The sequence below is a fragment of the Citrobacter sp. Cf136 genome (assembly GCF_030333815.1).
Lineage (GTDB): Bacteria > Pseudomonadota > Gammaproteobacteria > Enterobacterales > Enterobacteriaceae > Citrobacter > Citrobacter freundii.
Genome location: NZ_JAOWFE010000030.1, coordinates 76,739 through 96,151, shown reverse-complemented (window position 1 = coordinate 96,151; position 19,413 = coordinate 76,739). Strand labels below are relative to the sequence as shown.

Genomic DNA, 19,413 nt, shown 5'->3' with positions numbered 1-19,413 from the left:
TCGAGGTGCTATCAGGCGCTAGTTGCCGGTTTAGTCTGTGTATTCTCCAGCATGCGACGAATCGGAACAATGAGAACGATCAGTACCGCGGCGCAGATAAGCAGCGCAATCGAGCAGCGCGCGAAGAGATCTGGCAGCATATCAAGTTGGTCGGCCTTCACATGACCACCAATCAGACCCGCGGCCAGGTTACCCAGCGCACTGGCGCAGAACCACAGACCCATCATCTGTCCACGCATTCTTTCCGGTGCCAACAGCGTCATGGTCGCAAGACCAATTGGGCTCAGACACAGCTCGCCGAGCGTAAGCATCAGGATACTGCCTACCAGCCAGAATGGAGAAACACCCGCGCCGCCATTTGCCAGCACGTCTTGCGCCGCCAGCATCATCACGCCAAAGCCCGCCGCTGCGCAGAGAATGCCGATGACAAACTTGGTGATACTGCTTGGGCGAATATTCATGCTCGCCAGTTTTGGCCACGCCCAGCTGAATACCGGGGCCAGCAGAATGATGAACAAAGCGTTAATCGACTGGAACCATACTGCCGGGATTTCAAAATCGCCGATCATACGGTTAGTGTAGTCGTTGGCGAACAGGTTGAACGAGGTAGGTTTCTGCTCAAAGGCAGACCAGAAGAACGCAGCGGAAACCAGCAGGATAAAGCAAACCAGCAGCCTGGCGCGTTCTTTACGGTTCAGCCCCGCAAAGACGAACAGATAGATAAAGTAAAGCGCAACTGACGCGGCAATCACGTACACCAGCATGCTGGCAACCGCGACCGGGTTAATCACAATCACTCCCTGCGCAATCAGGGTAACAACAATTGCTACACCAACTGCCAGCGCCAGCAGCCACGCGCCTACACCATTACGTTTCACAACCGGGCTGTTCCAGGTCGAGTCCAGGCCCACTTCGCTATCGTAGCGTTTCATCGCCGGAACGGCAAAGATACGGAAGATGAGCAATGCCACCAACATTCCGATACCACCGATACCAAAACCCCAGTGCCAGCCGTGAGTTTTAATCAGCCAGCCGGAGATCAATGGCGCGATGAAGGAACCCAGGTTGATACCCATGTAGAACAGCGAGAAACCGCCGTCACGGCGCGCATCGCCTTTTTTATACAGCGTACCCACCATCACCGAGATACAGGTTTTGAACAGGCCAGAACCGAGCACAATGAACATCAGGCCAATAAAAAACAGGTTGTCACCCATGATGGCCGAGAGTGCAATCGACAGGTGACCAAGTGCTATCAGGATGGAGCCATACCACACCGCTTTTTGCTGACCAAGCCAGTTATCCGCCAGCCAGCCACCTGGCAGCGCAGCAAGATACATGGTACCGGCAAAGATACCGACAATCGCCGAGGCATTTTCACGCGCCAGTCCCATGCCACCGTCATAAACGGTAGCCGCCATAAACAGGATCAGTAACGGACGAATGCCATAAAACGAAAAACGCTCCCACATCTCAGTAAAGAACAATGAGCCGAGCGGATAAGGATGACCGAAGAAAGTTCGGCTTTCTTTTTGATTAACAGAGGATTGCATAATTCTCCCGAAAGTTATGTCGTCGTGCGTGTAAACACCGCGATGTACGCCGACCAGTTACGTAGCTGGTCGATTTTTTACATGCGGCGAAGATTTATTTAACCATTTGATAACCTGGCAGTAGTTTTGTCTAGTACCAACCGGGGGACTTTAAGATGAAAACTCGACAATTGTCTACTTTCTTAGATTTAAACTTGGTAAAAAACGAATAGTGATTGACATTGCGCGGGCTGAGGTTGACGTTGGAATAACGAAAAAAAACCCGCGACAAGCGCGGGTTTTTATCTGCATCAGCAACGATTACTTGCTTTTTTTAATGTGTTTAATCAAACGCTTACGTTTACGCATCTGAGTCGGAGTCAGCGTATTGCGTTTGTTGGCAAACGGGTTTTCCCCTTCTTTGAACTGAATACGGATCGGCGTGCCCATTACGTCCAGAGATTTGCGGAAATAGTTCATCAGATAACGCTTGTAGGAATCCGGCAGGTCTTTGACCTGGTTGCCGTGAATCACCACGATTGGCGGGTTATAACCGCCCGCGTGGGCGTATTTCAGCTTCACACGACGACCACGCACCAGTGGCGGCTGATGATCTTCTACTGCCATGGTCATGATGCGCGTCAGCATCGCGGTGCTCACGCGACGGGTGGAGCTGTCATACGCTTCACGGACCGATTCAAACAGATTACCCACACCGCTGCCGTGCAGCGCAGAGATAAAGTGTACGCGTGCAAAATCAATAAAGCCCAGACGGAAGTCCAGCGTCTCTTTGACCTGCTCTTTTACTTCCTGCGTCAGACCATCCCACTTGTTCACAACGATAACAAGTGAGCGCCCACTGTTGAGGATAAAGCCCAGCAGCGACAGGTCCTGATCGGAAATCCCTTCGCGCGCGTCAATCACCAGCATCACCACGTTGGCATCTTCAATCGCCTGCAGCGTTTTGATAACTGAGAATTTTTCTACCGCTTCGGTAATTTTGCCGCGCTTACGCACGCCCGCGGTATCGATAAGCACATATTCGCGCTCATCGCGCTGCATCGGAATATAAATACTGTCACGCGTGGTCCCCGGCATGTCGTAAACCACCACACGATCTTCGCCAAGAATACGGTTAGTAAGTGTGGACTTACCTACGTTCGGGCGACCCACGATCGCCAGTTTGATCGGCAAATCCTGCGGATTGAAATCATCTTCAGGCTCTTCTTCGCCATTTTCTTTGGCTTCCAGCTGCGCCCAGTATTCCGCGTCTTCGTCGACTTCTTCCTGCGGAGCAACGTCATCCATCCACGGCAGCAGAACATGCTCCAGCAGGCTGAGAACGCCACGACCATGGGACGCCGCGATCGGATAAATTTCACCCAGACCCAGAGAGTAGAAATCAACAACCGCCTGGTCAGGATCGAGTCCGTCAGTTTTGTTGGCTACCAGGAACGTCGGTTTCTGGCGCGAGCGCAGATGTTTCGCAATAGCTGCATCCGCTGGCATCAGGCCAGCACGCGCGTCCACCATGAACAGCACAACGTCCGCTTCTTCGATAGCCAACAGCGACTGTTCCGCCATACGGGTTTCAACACCGTCTTCGGTGCCATCAATACCGCCGGTATCAATACAGATAAACTCGCGGCCTTCAATTTCCGCACGACCGTACTTACGGTCACGAGTCAGACCCGGGAAATCCGCAACCAGCGCATCTCGGGTGCGAGTTAGACGGTTAAATAACGTGGATTTGCCAACGTTAGGGCGCCCGACAAGCGCGACCACAGGTACCATGTTTAAAGCCTCATTTAAAAAATCATCAGACAACGGGCACATTTTTGCTCCGTTGTTAAAAACAGTAAAACGGCCCCTGCACCAGGAGCCGTTTTTCAAAGCGAGCGGCCGCGACGATTAACGCGTAATAGAGTACAGCGTACCGTCTTTCGCCTGGATCAGCAGTTTACCATCAGCAGAGACCGGCTCGGTCAGGAAACCTGAGCTGTCAACTTTCTGCTGGGCAACAAAACGGCCATCGTCAACGTTAATCCAGTGCAGGTAGCCTTCGCTATCACCGACGACCAGATTGCCGTTATACAATACCGGGGACGTCAGCAGACGGTGCAGCAGATCGCTTTGCGTCCACAGCGTCACGCCGCCATCGGTGGTCAGTGCCAGCACGCGATCGTTCTGGTCAACCAGGTAGATACGGTTACCGTCGACGATGAAATCATTCACCGAGCCCAGTTCGCGTTTCCACATGATCTGACCACTGCGCAGATCCAACGCCGTCAGGTTACCATTATAAGCCAGCGCGTAAACAACGCCATTGACGATAACCGGCGTGGTATCAACGTCGCTCAGACGATCGATTTCCGTTGGGCCTGTCGCCTGAGAGATACGCTGCTGCCAAATCATCTGGCCCTGCTGCATCAGCACAGCGCTTACGCGACCGTTATCACCGCCAACAATAGCTGCGCCAAAGGCGGTTGCCGGAGCGGATTCGCCACGCAGAGACAGAGAAGGCATGTCGAGGTTAACGGTCCATTTGATGGCGCCGTCGGCTTCGTTTAAGGCCTGCAACTGACCGTTGCTGGTGTGGATCAATACCACGCCATCGCTCACAACAGGACGAGACAGCGCTTCACCAGCGACTTTCGTCTGCCATGCGGTAGTACCGTCACTGGTGTTCAGCGCATAAACCTGTGCTTTTTCACTGCCGATATAAACATGACCGCCGGCCACGGTTACACCGCCAGAAAGCTGTGCAGATGCACGGGAGAACCAGCCATCTTTCTCACCCAGATTCACAGACCAGACTTCTTTGCCGTCGCCTGCGTTCAACGCTTTAACTACACCAGCGCGAGAGGCAGCATAGACAACGTTATCCGCCAGCGCAGGATGAAGATTGGAATAGAAATCACCAATACCGTTTCCTACAGAGGTGCTCCATTCCGTAGACGGAGTAAACTGGTTTTCAACCACCGGTAATGGGGACATCTTAACGACATCTTCTTCGCCACTAAACAGTGAACAGCCGCTCAATAGGGTAACGGAAAGCAGCCCTGGCAGAAGTAATTTACGCAATTGCATCGGGTCCCTCTCAGATGGACAAATTATTGATTTTCATCTGCATCATTTCGCTCAGAGCAGGAGAGGCATCGCTTTTCACACCCGCTTCCCATGCGCTACGCGCACCTTGTTTGTCGCCTTTACTCAACAACGCTTCACCACGCAGATCGGCAACAATGGCCGCCCACCCTTCACCTTTAATGGTTTCGAGTGTTTTCAGCGCGGTATCAGCCTGTTTAAGCTGAACCTGAACACGAGCCAGACGCAGGTTTATCACTGCTTTGAGATTTTCATCGCTGGTCGCAGCCAAGCCTTGTTGCAGCTGGCTTGCGGCTTTCTCAAGTTCATTTTGGTCAACAAACTGCTGCGCCAGTTCCAGTGAAGCCAGCGCGCCATAGGTATTTTTATTCTCTGCAGCAAATTTCTCAGCGGCAGGAATGCTGTCCGGTTTACCCGCGCTAACCGCAGTCACCGTATTTTGATACGCCAGAGAAGCAGAGCGTGCGGACTCCGTCTGATGGCTGGTCCAGTAACGCCAACCAACCAGCGCGCCAACCCCTAAAATGATCCCAACAGCCAGCGCCTTGCCGTTTTCAGCAAAGAAGCGTTTTACCGCATCAACCTGGTCGTGTTCGTTCTCGTAAATTTCCACGCTGTCCTTCTCCTTAGCCCAGTAAAGTGCGCAAATGCGCGGCAACGCTATCCTGCGCTACTGCCGTTTGCTCACCAGAGCGCAAATCCTTCACTACAACAGTACCGTCAGCCACTTCGGACTCGCCCAGTACCAGTGCAACGCGGGCGCCCCACTTATCGGCACGGGCAAACTGTTTCTTAAAGTTGCCGCCACCGTGGTTTGTCATCAGTTTCACACCAGGAACTTCATCGCGCAGACGTTCTGCAAGCGTCATTGCTGCCGACTGCGTGTCCGCCCCTGAAGCGACCAGGTATATATCGACAACAGGATCTGCGTTAAATTCCGGATTAACTGCCTGAACTAACAAAACAAGTCGTTCCAGACCCATAGCAAAGCCCACGGCAGGCGTTGCACGACCGCCAAGTTGCTCTACCAGACCGTCGTAACGACCACCGGCACACACGGTACCCTGAGAGCCCAGGCTGCTGGTGACCCACTCAAATACGGTGCGGTTGTAGTAATCAAGACCACGAACCAGACGCTGATTGACGGTGTAGGCAATGCCTGCGGACTCCAGCAGTTTGCACAAACCCGCGAAGTGCTCGCGCGAGTCGTCATCCAGATAGTCGCCCAGTGCAGGCGCGTCGTTGAGCAGCGCCTGTACTTCCGGGTTTTTGGAGTCGAGAACGCGCAGCGGGTTGGTGTACATACGGCGCTTGCAGTCTTCGTCCAGTTTCTCTTTGTGCAGTTCCAGGTAGGCAACCAGCGCATCACGGTAGTTAGCGCGGGCTTCAAGCGAACCGATCGAGTTCAGCTCCAGGCTGACATGCTGAGAAATACCCAGCGCGCGCCACCAGCGAGCGGTCAGCATAATCAGTTCTGCATCGATGTCCGGGCCTTGCAGGCCAAACACTTCGACACCCAGCTGATGGAATTGACGATAGCGTCCTTTCTGCGGACGTTCGTGGCGGAACATCGGCCCGATATACCACAGACGCTGTTCCTGATTGTACAGGAGACCATGTTCGATGCCGGCGCGTACGCAGCCCGCAGTCCCTTCAGGACGCAACGTCAGGCTGTCGCCATTACGGTCCTCAAAGGTATACATCTCTTTTTCAACCACGTCGGTGACTTCACCGATCGCGCGTTTGAATAACGGGGTCTGCTCTACAATCGGCAAGCGGATTTCACTGTAACCGTAGCTGCCGAGCACGTTTTTAAGAGTGCCTTCAATGCGCTGCCAGATGGCGGTTTCGCCAGGCAGATAATCGTTCATGCCGCGAATGGCTTGAATGTTTTTTGCCACGTTTATTCTCTTTATGAATATAAAAATGAACCCTCAGCGCTAACCCGAACAATGCGGGCGCCATGCGGGTTCAATCATACACGGGAAGCATGCCGCTTCCCATCACGTTGTTATTTTTCAAGCTGCTGCACGTCGATACGACGCGCTTCGTCCAGAATACTTGCTTTGGCACGAATGCGGGCTTCAAGCTGCGTAATCATGTCGTCGTTATCGAGTCTGTCCTTACGCACGCCGTCTTCATACAGGCCGCTTTTCTTGTTACCGCCCGTCACGCCCAGCGTAGAAACCAGCGCTTCACCAGGGCCGTTTACTACGCAGCCGATGATCGAAACGTCCATTGGCGTAATGATATCCTCCAGGCGTTGCTCCAGCGCGTTAACCGTACCAATAACGTCAAACTCCTGACGCGAACAGGTTGGGCAAGCGATGAAGTTGATCCCGCGCGCGCGAATGCGCAGCGATTTCAGGATATCGAAACCAACTTTGATCTCTTCCACCGGATCGGCCGCCAGAGAAACACGCAGCGTATCGCCGATCCCTTCAGATAACAGCAGGCCAAGGCCGATCGCGGACTTCACCGAACCACTACGCAGGCCACCAGCTTCGGTGATCCCCAGATGCAACGGTTGATCGATCTGTTTCGCCAGCAGGCGATAGGATTCTACGGCGAGGAAAACGTCAGACGCTTTAACACTAACTTTGAATTGATCGAAGTTCAGACGATCGAGGTGATCCACGTGGCGCATCGCGGATTCCAGCAGCGCCTGAGGCGTCGGTTCACCGTATTTTTCCTGCAGATCTTTTTCCAGCGATCCGGCGTTGACGCCGATACGGATAGGAATATTTTTATCACGAGCGCAATCCACCACCATGCGAATACGCTCTTCACTGCCGATATTACCTGGGTTAATACGCAGGCAATCAACACCGTATTCCGCCACCTTCAGTGCGATACGATAGTCGAAGTGTATATCGGCAACCAGCGGGACGTTAACCTGCTGTTTGATAAGCCTGAACGCTTCTGCGGCATCCATTGTCGGTACAGAGACACGAACAATGTCTGCGCCTACGCGTTCCAGCGCTTTAATCTGATTAACCGTCGCTTCCACGTCCGTGGTACGCGTATTAGTCATAGACTGTACGGCGATGGGCGCACCATCGCCGATCGGCACGTTCCCAACGTAAATGCGTGTCGATTTTCTACGTTGAATTGGAGCCTGGTTATGCATTAAAAAATCTCCCGCATTGCCGTCTGTTACTGAGCCGGTGATTGTTCGGCATTAACGGTCAGACGCGCAACCTGGTTAGTTCTGATAAAACGACTCAGATCGACAGGTTTACCCTGGAACTGAATCTGCACTGCCGCCGGAGCACCAATCTTCAGTTTGTACGGTGCCTGACCGGTCAAATTCAGATTGCCATCTTTACGCTGCATCCCGCTGAACAGTTTTTTACCGGTCGCATCGGTGACTTCCAGCCAGCAATCGGCGGTAAAGTTCATCACCAGCGCGTTAGGATCGGCTGCAGGTGTAGTCACACCTGCCTGATCGGTCGGCAGCGGTGCCGCGGTAGCTGGCGCTGTGGTTGCAGTATCGACGTTAGCCTGAGAAGGGGCAACGACGGCGTTTTGTTGCGCATCAGCAGCCGGGGCCTGAGCCGCTGCGGTATCTTGTTGCGCTGACGCTGAATCCGTTACCGCGCCATTTTCAGCAGCCGACGTGGTATCCTGGCTTGCTGCAGCGCTGGTATCTAACGGTACATTCTGCGCACCCTCTTTACCGGCATTCAACTCAGCGGAGGATTGATCGGCCATGGTGGTGATCTCTTCCTGCTGCGCTTTATGGTTCTGCCACCACCAGGCGCCAGTCAGTCCGACAACGACAAACAGTACCAGCCAGGTAAAGGTCATTAACCAGCCGTCGCGTTTCTTACGACGCTTACCGAGCGAGAAGCTCTGCATCGGTGCGACTTTGGCAGGACGAATCGGAGCCTGTTTTTCCAGCCCTGGCAACAGTTCTTCTTCAGGAATATGCACCAGACGCGCATAAGAACGGATATACCCGCGCAGGAATGTTGAAGCAAGATCGGCTGGCGCCTTATCTTCTTCAATATCGCGTACCGTGGAGACCTTCAGGCAAAGTCGCTCCGCGACTGCCTGCTGGCTGAATCCGAGTTGTTCACGGGCATTGCGCAGACGAATGCCGGTGGATAGTGTTTCATTTTTGTCGTGCGTGGCTTCAGTATTCATTCGCTACAGCTGCGTAATATTTGGGTTCTGATGCCGGCGAGCCACAATGCTCACCCACACCGCGAAACATCTGGTCAGTTAACCTTCGTCAGACAGTATAAAACGGTCAGACTATCAATGACAAAACGGCGTAAACCTGAGGGCTAAACACTTGTTACGCCGTTACATACTGCCTTAAAGTCGACAAAAACGCACCGTTATTATTGACCTGACGACGACAACAAAAAACCTCATATGGCTTACGTTGCACTACGGTACAAGAATTATACCGTAGTGCGCCAACATCAAACGGTCTTAATGTCGATAGCGTCGCCCTGCATACGCTTACGCAAAGTACGCTTGGTACGGTCGATAACGTCGCCCGCCAACTGACCACAGGCTGCATCGATGTCATCGCCACGTGTTTTACGCACAATGGTGGTGAAACCATAGCTCATCAACACTTTGGAGAAACGATCGATACGGCTGTTAGAACTACGACCATACGGCGCGCCCGGGAACGGGTTCCACGGGATCAGGTTGATCTTACACGGCGTATCTTTCAGCAGTTCTGCCAGCTGATGCGCGTGTTCAGTGCCATCATTGATGTGATCTAACATCACATACTCAATGGTCACACGGCCCTGGTTAGCGTTGGATTTCTCCAGATAACGACGAACCGCGCCAAGGAATGTTTCGATATTGTATTTTTTGTTGATCGGTACAATTTCGTCACGAATTTCATCGTTCGGCGCATGCAGAGAAATCGCCAGCGCGACGTCAATCATATCACCCAGCTTATCCAGCGCAGGGACAACGCCCGAGGTGGAGAGCGTGACGCGACGCTTGGACAACCCAAAACCGAAGTCATCCAGCATGATTTCCATCGCCGGCACTACGTTGGTCAGGTTGAGCAGCGGCTCACCCATCCCCATCATCACCACGTTGGTGATAGGACGCACGCCCGTTGCTTTGACCGCGCCGACGATTTTCGCCGCGCGCCAGACCTGGCCAATGATCTCCGATACCCGCAGGTTACGGTTAAAGCCCTGTTGCGCCGTAGAGCAGAATTTACACTCTAATGCGCAACCGACCTGTGAAGAAACACACAGGGTCGCACGATCGTCTTCCGGGATATACACCGTTTCAACGCGCTGATCGCCAACAGCGATAGCCCATTTGATCGTACCGTCAGAAGAACGCTGCTCTTCCACCACTTCCGGGGCGCGAATTTCAGCCACTTCTTTCAGCTTGTTACGCAGCACCTTATTGATGTCAGTCATGTCATCAAAGTTGTCGCTGCAATAGTGGTACATCCACTTCATGACCTGATCGGCACGAAACGGTTTTTCGCCCATCTCTTTGAAGAATTCGCGCATTTGCTGACGGTTCAGATCCAGCAGGTTAATTTTTCCATTTTTATTTGGAACCGCAGGAATGACGACTTCAGAGGTGTTAACTAATTCAGACATAATTTTTTCCGGCCTCGTTGTTACACGTTGTGGCCCGTGGAGGGTTAAAAAGAAACGCCCCGGCAAGCGATCTGCTCTTCCGGGGCGTTGCATTGTACAAAGTCTGGCGCAGGGATGCCACGTTTGCACGAAGCATTAGCGAAAATAATATGTAAATCGCTAATTCATCTCCAAAGGATTTCGCGTCGCAGGAAGGCGGCAAGTTCGAGCATCCCCGGGAGCATAGAAAACTATGTGACCGGGGTAAACGAACGCAGCCAACGCATCTGCGACGTGAAAGACGCGGGAGATTAGCGAGTGCGCGGGCAAACCTCACCTTCACCAAAGAAATAGGCGATTTCGCGCGCCGCTGACTCAACGGAGTCGGAACCGTGAGTACCGTTCTCGGTGAAGCTGTCAGCATAGTCTGCACGCAGAGTGCCGGCCAGCGCATTCGCCGGGTTGGTTGCGCCCAGCAGATCGCGATGACGCTGTACGGCATTTTCGCTTTCCAGAACAGAAACAACGATCGGACCAGAGGTCATGAATTCAACCAGACCGTCAAAGAACGGTTTGCCATCGTGCTCAGCATAGAAACCACGCGCCTGCTCAACGGTCAGGTGCAGCATTTTAGTCCCGACGATTTTGAACCCTGCTGATTCAAAGCGCGCAAAGATGCTCCCAATAACGTTTTTTGCCACCGCGTTTGGTTTGATGATGGAAAAAGTACGTTCAATAGCCATGATAACCTCTGTAATGTGTTCTGTTGTTGTCTATATAGATGTACGACCTGGCGCGGATTATAAAGAGCATCCCGGCAATTGACTATTGATGAAGGTAACATTTCTTTAAAATAAGATGAATTTTAGCAACAAACAGTCACTAACTGGTCTACTGCATCGAAAATCTCACCGTCGCTACCTGGCCTGCATCATCCATCACCAGCAGTTGATAATCCCCTTTAGTCGCCAGCCGTAACGTAAGACGACGTCCGCGTTCATCCAGCCTTTCACCGTTAAGAAACCACCAGCGTTCACCGCTCCCACCGCTGGTTTGCACCGGTAATGAGGCTTGAGCAGAACCGGGTAAACGCTTCACAATCGCGCCATCACGAATGCCTGTCAACTGCAACGGCTGCGAAGCGTCTTGTCCCAGCGGCGGACATGTGGCAGAAACTGGCGGTAATCTCGCCCCACGGCGTTCTGATTCCGGTAGCCATGGCTCCAGCGGCAAAGGCCAAACGATTAACGTTTGCTCGTGCGCCTGCGGGCAATCCGCCGCCACACGTTTACCATCATCATCCAGCCAGACAGGAAAACGAATGCCATTAACCCCTTCCTGTTCGGGCAATAATAACGTTGGCGGCTGACTGCCATCCAGTAACCAGGTTGCCAGACGGCGACGGCAGTTGCTGTCACCGGGGGCAAGAGATTGCCCGCCCGGCCAGCACACCACACCACGACTCACGGATTCAGGGCGTGGATCTTCCGGCTGATTTGTCCCGCGAGAGAGCAAAAGATTGTTGACCTGATTGAGCAACGGCACGGCACTGGCGAAACCAAACTGCCCCACAACTGGCGTACCGTCGGGCCTGCCGGTCCAGATACCGATCACATAACGCGCATTAACGCCAATCGCCCAGGCATCGCGATAGCCATAGCTGGTACCCGTTTTCCACGCCAGAGGGACCACTCTGCTCAGCGCGTTATCCGGCAGCGGTTGCGCTTCGTCAGCCATAATGCGGCGAATAATCCACGACGCGCCCGCCGACATCAACGGACGTTCCAGTAGTGGATCACCCGGCTGCAGACGCAGTTTTCCCGCTTTTCCCTGGCGGGCAAAGGCACTGTACGCTGCAGCCATATCTTCCAACCTTGCCCCCGCGCCACCTAAAATCAGCGACAGATTCGGCGCAGCCCCTGCGGGCAGATACAGCGGTAAGCCGACGTTACGTAACGATGCGGCAAAACGCTTCGGGCCATAGGCTTCGAGTACCTGCACGGCGGGTAAATTCAGCGAGCGCACCAGCGCTTCGCTCATGCTCACCGGGCCATGAAAACCGCTGTCAAAATTCCCCGGTCGATAGTCCCCGGTTCGCCGCGGGACATCCTGCAATAACGAAGCGGGATGAATGAGTCCGTCATCCAGCGCCAGGCCATAAACAAACGGCTTCAGCACTGAGCCAGGCGAACGGATCGCATTCACCATATTCACATGACCAAAGCGGGAGTCGTCATTCATATCTACCGACCCCACCCAGCCACGCACGCTCATATCGGTGTGATCGACCACGATCATCGCCAGCGAACTGCGCGCAGGTAAGCGCCCCTTCCAGTTTTGCGCCAGCTCTTCCAGTTGACGCTGCAATCCGGCATCAAGGGTAGTCACGATTTTATCGCTTCGGCTTTTTCCCAACATCATGCGCGAGAATAACGGTGCTAACTGCGGCATTTGTCTGGGCGCCAGCCAAACCGGTTCTTCGCGTGATTCCTGCACCTGCCTGACTGACCAAATGCCCTGGGTCGCCATACGTTCGAGCACTTTATTACGCGCCGCTTCAGCACGGTCCGGCCAGCGATCCGGACGCAGACGGCTCGGTGCCTGTGGTAAAACAGCCAGCAGCGCGGCATCGGAGTAACTCAATTGCGCGGGTGATTTACCAAGATAAGCCCAGCTTGCCGCCCCCACGCCCTGCAGCGTACCGCCAAACGGCGCGCGGTTGAGATACAGTGTCAGGATGTCGCGTTTGGAGAGATGCCATTCCAGCTGCAATGCGCGCCAGAGCTGGCGAAACTTGCCGCCAAAGGTTCGTGGATGGGGATCGAGTAATCGTGCGACCTGCATGGTGAGCGTACTGCCGCCAGAAACCACACGCCCAGAGGAGAGGTCTTGCCATGCCGCGCGCAGTACTGAAAACGGATTGACGCCGGGATGCTTCCAGAACCAGCGGTCTTCGTAGTTAATTAACGCCTCAATGTAGCGGGGCGACACCTCATCAATCGTTACCGGATACCGCCAGATACCATCCGCATCGGCAAAGCGCCACAGCGGCGTACCATCATGCGCCACCACGACCCGCGCCGGATCGACTTCGTGCAGCGGCAGCGGCCAGATTTTATCTGCCGCCCAAACCGCCGCCACAAACAATAGTGCAACGGCTGCCAGCCAGAGCCAGCAGCCGCGTTTACCCAACCCGCGTATCATTTACGGTCTGACAATCAAAAGTCCCTCTGTCGCACCGGTCGCGCGCCACTGCGGAATATACATTGATTCCACCTGCGGGACAGGAACCCGGTAGGTCCCCGGCGTTACCGCCCGCGCCAGATACACCAGCGTAACCGGTTGTCCTTCGTTGACCGCCACCGCGGCGACAAAGCGATCGTCACGGAACTCAACGTGCTGGATATCTGCCTGCTGCATCTGATTGAGCAGATTCGCCACTTCGCTGCCGCTATCCTGCAGGCTGGCACTGCCGTTGGCCAGATTCTGGTTTTCCAGTTCCAGCCCTGCTGGCAGTAAATCGACCACCAGCGCATCCGGCACGTTCTGGCTGGCTTTTACCTCCAGCCAGACCAGCACCAGTTCGCCGCTACGCAGCGAATCTAGCGATTTGCTATTTCCGTCAATTCCCAGGATTTGCCGCTCAATATGCAGAACGTTGCTGGCAGGCGTCGGTGCGGTTTGTGGATAACCACTCACATCCAGACGCAACCACAGCGGTAAATTACCGGTATTGGTGACGCTCAGCGTAGACAGCGCATCGGCATCCAGATTGCGGGTTAGCGATTTATCCCCTGCTAATGGTTGTTCCGAGAGTGAAGTTTGCGCCTGCCACGTACCAGGCAAATCCTGTAACGTACGCGCGGCAAGGAACAACGCATTATTTTCCTGCGTCGAGAGCCAGCGCTGTCCAAAGGCCTGTTCTGACAACGTGTTCAGCAGCGTATTCTGCACGTCAGGTTTGATCTTGTTCTCTTCGAGCAAGGCCAGCATCAACGCGTTATCCCGTAACGCACTGCCGTAATCCGCCATCCACTGTTGCGTATCGCGGCGCGGTGTATTCAGGGCCAGCGTCAACGCCTGTTCACTGCGGTTGGCATCGCCCATATTTTTCAGCGCGATCCCCAGTTGTAACAGCGGTAAACCAGAGGCTGCTTGCGCACGACGCTCCCAGATCTCACGCAATGCGCCGAGCGGAGCTTTTTGCTGATGTGCCAGAACCAACGCGGCGTAGGCTTGTACGGCAAACCGGCTTGCTGAAGAGTCGTCGGTATAGCGAATCGACATCATGCCCGGGTCCTGCAAATAGCGCAGTAGCCGCTCGTTGCCCCGGTTAATCACCTCTACCGGGACACTGTAGCCCTGTTCATTTGCCCGGACGAGGAAATCCATGACATACGCGGTCAGCCAGTACTCTTCCGACCCGTTTTTATCCCACAGCGCAAAACCGCCGTTATCACGCTGCATCTGCACTAAACGGGAAATCCCAATATCAACTGCCGCGCGACGTTTTTCATCGCTGTCGCCCACAATACCTAACGCCTTCAATTGCGCTGCGTTGGTGTATAAGGATGGGAACAACCCGCTCGCCGTTTGCTCCAGACAACCGTAAGGGTACGCTTTCAGTTCGCGGATATAGCGCGCCAGGTTTAGCGGCGGCTTACCGCTGAACAGCAGTTGCCCCTGCATCGTCACAGGGGAGAAATTGGTCAGTTCGTCGCCCGGAAGCTGCCAGGTCGCGCCCGGCTGAAGTGCGACACCGTTATTAACGGTTTGCGCCGGGAACGCCGGACGCACGCCAATCTTCCACTGTTTATGCTGAACAGGCAGCGTTTCACCCGGTAAAGTCAGACCGCTAATTTCTGCCTGAATTTCGCCATCGCCAAACCCTTCCCGCGCGCGCACCGGAATAAACAGCGTAGTCCTTACGCCTGGAGCCAGATTTACCGGTGCGGGATCTTGCCCCATCAGCTCCAGTAAACCATTGGCCGCGAGCTTAATATTCAGCGTTTGCGGTTTGTCAGTCAGGTTAGTCACGTCCAGCGTCAGGCGCGACGTATCTCCCCCCGCCAGAAAGCGCGGCATATTCAGCTCAGCAATTACTGGCGCGGCGACAATCACTTTGCTTTCGCTGCTGCCAAAGTCATCCGTAGTCCAGGCCTGCGCCATTACCCGCAGCTCGCCGTTGAAATCACCAATAGGTAACGTCACCGTACCTTCGCCCTGCTCGTTAAGCGTGACCGGCAGCGCCTGTTGCGCCACGATATTGACGTGATTAACCGGTGGCTTACCGCCGCGTTTTAATTCATCGCCATCACCACCAAAGCGCAGCGCCGCCAGGCGTCCTTGCCCTTCGATCACCTGGCCGTAAATATCATAAATATCCGCGCCATAGCGTTTTTGCCCGAAAAACGCCTGCCACGGATCCGGCGTGGCGTAATCGGTAATGTTCAGCACCCCGCTATCAACGGCAGAGACCAGCACGTTAACCTGTTTTGGTACGTCGCCATTTTTGACGCTGGCTTTAATCTTGACGGTCAACGGCTGGTTTGGACGTATTTTCGCCGGGTTTTCCAGCGCCAGCGCCAGACGACGGTTTTCGTCACCTAACGGCAAATGCAGTAAACCGACCGCCCGTTTTGGCGTTGCCGAACGGGACTTGTCGCCAGGACGAACCACCAGCGCACTAAGATACAAATCGTGGCGATTCCAGGTTTTATCGATTGGGATGGAGATATCGAGACCATCCGCCGGTACGTCTATTTCTTGCCACCACAGCGGGCCTTCGCTGGATTCCACCATCGCATAACCTTTGCCAGCAGCGGGAGCGGCAACGTGCAGCTTCATGGTATCACCGGGACGATAGCTGGGTTTGTCCAGTTTCAGCGTCACGCGATCGGGACGCACAGCCCCACTGCCGTCGCTGTTATCCTGCCAGCTATAACCGGCCCAGAAGCGTACGCTGCTCACCGCATCATTCGGAGCTTTCACTTCCAGACGATAGGCGCCCCACTCAACCGGGAAGCTGACTTTACCGGTTTCATCGGCCTTAAGATCCAGAGTCTGCTCACCTTCAACCAGATCCTTTTGATCGAACTGTGATTGCCAGCCCTCGCCTTCAGACCAGTTCCAGTAATAATCTCGTCGCTCGCGGATCAAACGCACCTGCAAACCGGACACCGCTTTTTTCTTGCCTTGCGCATCGGCATACACAATGTCGAAAGCGGCGTTGCTGTTTTCATCAACGATAGGCTGATTCACGGTGGTATCGGTGCGGTAGTCATAGACGGCTTTCGCTGCAAACTGCGGACGAATGCCCGGCAGCGTATCCGCAGGCCAGATGGCTTGCTCAACCCGACGCGTCACCGGACGGCCCCCCGACTCCAGCAGACTGGCTTGCAAAACCACCTGTAACGGGGAATGCGTCTCCTGCCACTGGCTGTTGGTGGTCACTTCGCCGCGTCCGTGGTCATCCAGCGTGAGCTGAACTTCATCGAGGCTGCGGGAAAGATTTTCTTCGGCAATATTACCAAACTGGAACCCCGGCAATGCCTGCACCGCTTCGCGCAGCGGGCGCAGGAAAAGCTGCCCTTGCAGAGCATTGCCGTTAGCGGGCGCGCCGTACAGGTAGTAGCCCACTACCGAAAACTTCACGTCATCAGTTGGTGCCACCGGGATCTTACTTGCGGTGAGATTGAGCGCCATTCGCTCCGGCATAAAGTCTTCGACGTGGAAATCCCACATCCGTGACTGGTTGTCGCCCGTATTAGCCCGAATATGCCACATGCCGGTTGGCGCGTTGGTGTCCAGCGGCCAGCTAAAGCGGTACAAGCCGTTTTCCGGTTGGCTAACCACCGAGCGTAACACTTGTCCGTCGGGCTTCACGACCTCCAGCTTCACCGGCTGGTCGGGCAACGTTTTGCCATCGCTGTCACGCAGTAATCCGTTGAGGATCACCGTTTCGCCAGGACGATAGAGATCGCGTGGGCCGAACATAAAGAACTGCTTGCTGTATCCCGGCGCACCGGCAATATCAAATTCAGCCAGATCCAACGCCGGGAGCTTCAGATCCAGCAGCGTGGTTTGCCCGTCTTTGCGGGCCAGCAATAAAGCCGCGTCTTTATCAGTCTCCAGTTTGACATGACCCTGAGCGTCGCTGGTAGCCTGCGCCAACGTCTGTCCTTTTTCATTGAGTAACGTGACCTCAATCCCCTGCTGCGCGGCGCCGTTTTCCAGACTCTGCGTAAAGACATCCAGTTGATTATGGTAACGGTGTACAGACACACCAATATCGCTGAGCGTGAACAGCGTAGCGGCATTACTGTAGTTGTATTGTCCAGCCTGATTCATCACCGCGATGTAAACACCTGCTTGCTGCAACGGCTTGATATCGCTCAGCGGCAACAGCAGCTTCTCACGGGTGTTGCGCGCAGGATTGAGGTCAAAGCGTCCGGTATACACCAGTTCCGCCATTTTCAGCAGATTGTCAGATTCCCAGTTAGTCAACGAATTGCGGTATTCCCACTGGCTGACAAACGCACCGAGCGACTCAGGCTTCACGCGGAAGAAGTTCACATCTACGCTATTAACGTTAAGGGCCATCACCGGCAGCCCTTCAATCACTTTTCCCGGCAGCAGCGAGCCGCGACTGGCAAACCCTACGCTTGGCTGGACGTCGCGAGTGGTAATGTTTTTTTCATAATCAATAGCGAACGTCGCTTTATTCAGCGCCAGCAAATCACGCTCAATGGTAACGACCAGTTCCCGGTTAGGTTCCAGATGGCGTAAGCGTAGCTCTTTCAGATTTGGCGCCAGCTCCCAGGCACCATCCACTTTGCCGCTTTTTTTATCAACAACGTGCACGACGCGGGAAAAATCTTGATCCGGATCGAGGGGAATGGAGAAGGTCAACACGAGCGTTGCCGCACCGTCGAGCTGGACCTCTGAGGCATCCAGCAGCGTCAGCGACTTGCCCTGGCTTTGCTGCATCAGTTTTTGTAATTGAGCCTTATCTTTTGCTGGCGCTGTCTGTGGCGCAGGCGCATCAGGCTTCGCAGCCGTCGGTGATTTTTCGTTATTATTATCGCACCCGACCAGTGCCAGCATCAGCATGCAGGCCGCTACGCGTAAATGTTTCATTTTTCATCCCTGGCCGTAGTGGCCCGTTAGCTACGTAGAACAACTATTATGCGTCAGATTTCCGGCGGTGGAAGTCAGTAACTGAACAACGTTGTCTTAATTTTAGTGATTAATGTGGATTCACCTGACAAATCAGCCTGTTTTACTTGTCGCTTTACGGTAAACATCCGACAATTTGCCAAAACCTGGTAAAAATGGAGATGCCTATGACCACCGCCTTCTTTGTCGCTGCCGACTGGCTTGCCGAACACATTGACGACCCGGAAATACAAATTCTTGATGCCCGAATGGCACCTCCAGGACAGGAAGATCGCGACGTTGGCGAGGAGTATCGTGCGGGCCATATTCCTGGCGCAGTCTTTTTTGATATTGAAGCGCTTTCCGATCATACCTCACCGCTACCGCATATGATGCCACGCCCGGAAGCTTTTGCCGTTGCGATGCGCGAGCTGGGCGTTGATCAGGATAAGCATCTGGTTATCTACGATGACGGTAATCTGTTTTCCGCGCCACGCGCATGGTGGATGCTGCGGACATTTGGCGTCGAAAATGTCTCCATTCTGGCGGGCGGTCTGGCAGGCTGGAAGCGCGATGATCTAATGCTCAAAGAAGGCGATGAGGATTTACCTGAAGGTGAATTTAACGTGGCCTTTACGCCTGGCGCTGTTGTGCGTGTTACCGATGTACTGCTGGCCAGTCATGAAAAAACCGCACAGATTGTCGATGCCCGTCCGGCTGCGCGTTTTAACGCAGAAGTTGACGAACCTCGTCCTGGCCTGAAGCGTGGTCATGTGCCCGGTGCGCTTAATGTACCGTGGACAGAATTGGTTCGTGACGGCGAGCTGAAAACTACCGACGAACTGGATGCTATTTTCTTCAGTCACGGCGTGAGCTTTGACCGCCCGATTATCGCCAGCTGTGGCTCCGGCGTAACGGCTGCCGTGGTGGTGCTGGCACTTGCCACGCTGGGCGTTTCTAACGTCGCATTGTATGACGGCGCATGGAGCGAGTGGGGTGCTCGCAACGATTTACCGGTAGAACCGATATTATAAAGC

General features: G+C 54.3%; 12 protein-coding genes. 1 reads left to right on the top strand and 11 read right to left on the bottom strand.

Annotated features, from left to right (window positions below):
* Positions 1-11: 11 nt before the first annotated feature.
* The 11 genes from OGV98_RS03850 to OGV98_RS03800 all read right to left on the bottom strand — a co-directional run bounded on the left by OGV98_RS03850 (position 12) and on the right by OGV98_RS03800 (position 18,358).
* Positions 12-1,553 (bottom strand): peptide MFS transporter, encoded by a 1,542-nt coding sequence (locus OGV98_RS03850; protein WP_003037736.1) that lies wholly within the window; start codon positions 1,551-1,553, stop codon positions 12-14.
* Positions 1,554-1,853: 300 nt separating this feature from the next.
* Entirely contained in the window at positions 1,854-3,326 is a 1,473-nt protein-coding gene (gene der, locus OGV98_RS03845) for a ribosome biogenesis GTPase Der (protein WP_003037733.1), read from the bottom strand.
* Between the two features lie 117 nt (positions 3,327-3,443).
* Positions 3,444-4,622, bottom strand: a complete 1,179-nt coding sequence (bamB, locus tag OGV98_RS03840; RefSeq protein ID WP_003838454.1) for an outer membrane protein assembly factor BamB — start codon at positions 4,620-4,622, stop codon at positions 3,444-3,446.
* Positions 4,623-4,632: 10 nt separating this feature from the next.
* Positions 4,633-5,253 carry a YfgM family protein gene (locus OGV98_RS03835; RefSeq protein ID WP_003037727.1) on the bottom strand — a complete coding sequence of 207 codons (621 nt, stop codon included), beginning with the start codon at positions 5,251-5,253 and terminating at the stop codon, positions 4,633-4,635.
* Between the two features lie 13 nt (positions 5,254-5,266).
* Positions 5,267-6,541, bottom strand: a complete 1,275-nt coding sequence (gene hisS, locus OGV98_RS03830) for a histidine--tRNA ligase (RefSeq protein ID WP_003835173.1) — start codon at positions 6,539-6,541, stop codon at positions 5,267-5,269.
* Between the two features lie 110 nt (positions 6,542-6,651).
* Entirely contained in the window at positions 6,652-7,770 is a 1,119-nt protein-coding gene (gene ispG / locus OGV98_RS03825; RefSeq protein ID WP_003838451.1) for a flavodoxin-dependent (E)-4-hydroxy-3-methylbut-2-enyl-diphosphate synthase, read from the bottom strand.
* A 26-nt stretch (positions 7,771-7,796) separates the two neighbouring features.
* Complete coding sequence (gene rodZ / locus OGV98_RS03820) at positions 7,797-8,789, bottom strand: cytoskeleton protein RodZ (protein ID WP_286551039.1); 993 nt, start codon at positions 8,787-8,789, stop codon at positions 7,797-7,799.
* 284 nt (positions 8,790-9,073) lie between these two features.
* On the bottom strand, positions 9,074-10,240 hold the full coding sequence (gene rlmN, locus OGV98_RS03815; RefSeq protein ID WP_003037713.1) for a dual-specificity RNA methyltransferase RlmN: 1,167 nt from the start codon (positions 10,238-10,240) through the stop codon (positions 9,074-9,076).
* A gap of 290 nt (positions 10,241-10,530) precedes the next feature.
* Positions 10,531-10,962, bottom strand: coding sequence for a nucleoside-diphosphate kinase (ndk, locus tag OGV98_RS03810; protein ID WP_044714626.1), 432 nt, complete (start codon positions 10,960-10,962; stop codon positions 10,531-10,533).
* A 148-nt stretch (positions 10,963-11,110) separates the two neighbouring features.
* Entirely contained in the window at positions 11,111-13,423 is a 2,313-nt protein-coding gene (gene pbpC / locus OGV98_RS03805) for a peptidoglycan glycosyltransferase PbpC (RefSeq protein ID WP_279279179.1), read from the bottom strand.
* A complete protein-coding gene (locus OGV98_RS03800) occupies positions 13,424-18,358 on the bottom strand; it encodes an alpha-2-macroglobulin family protein (RefSeq protein ID WP_061548982.1) in 4,935 nt (1,644 codons plus the stop codon).
* 206 nt (positions 18,359-18,564) lie between these two features.
* Between OGV98_RS03800 and sseA the strand changes: the two genes are divergently transcribed.
* Complete coding sequence (gene sseA, locus OGV98_RS03795; protein ID WP_049002463.1) at positions 18,565-19,410, top strand: 3-mercaptopyruvate sulfurtransferase; 846 nt, start codon at positions 18,565-18,567, stop codon at positions 19,408-19,410.
* Positions 19,411-19,413: the final 3 nt, after the last annotated feature.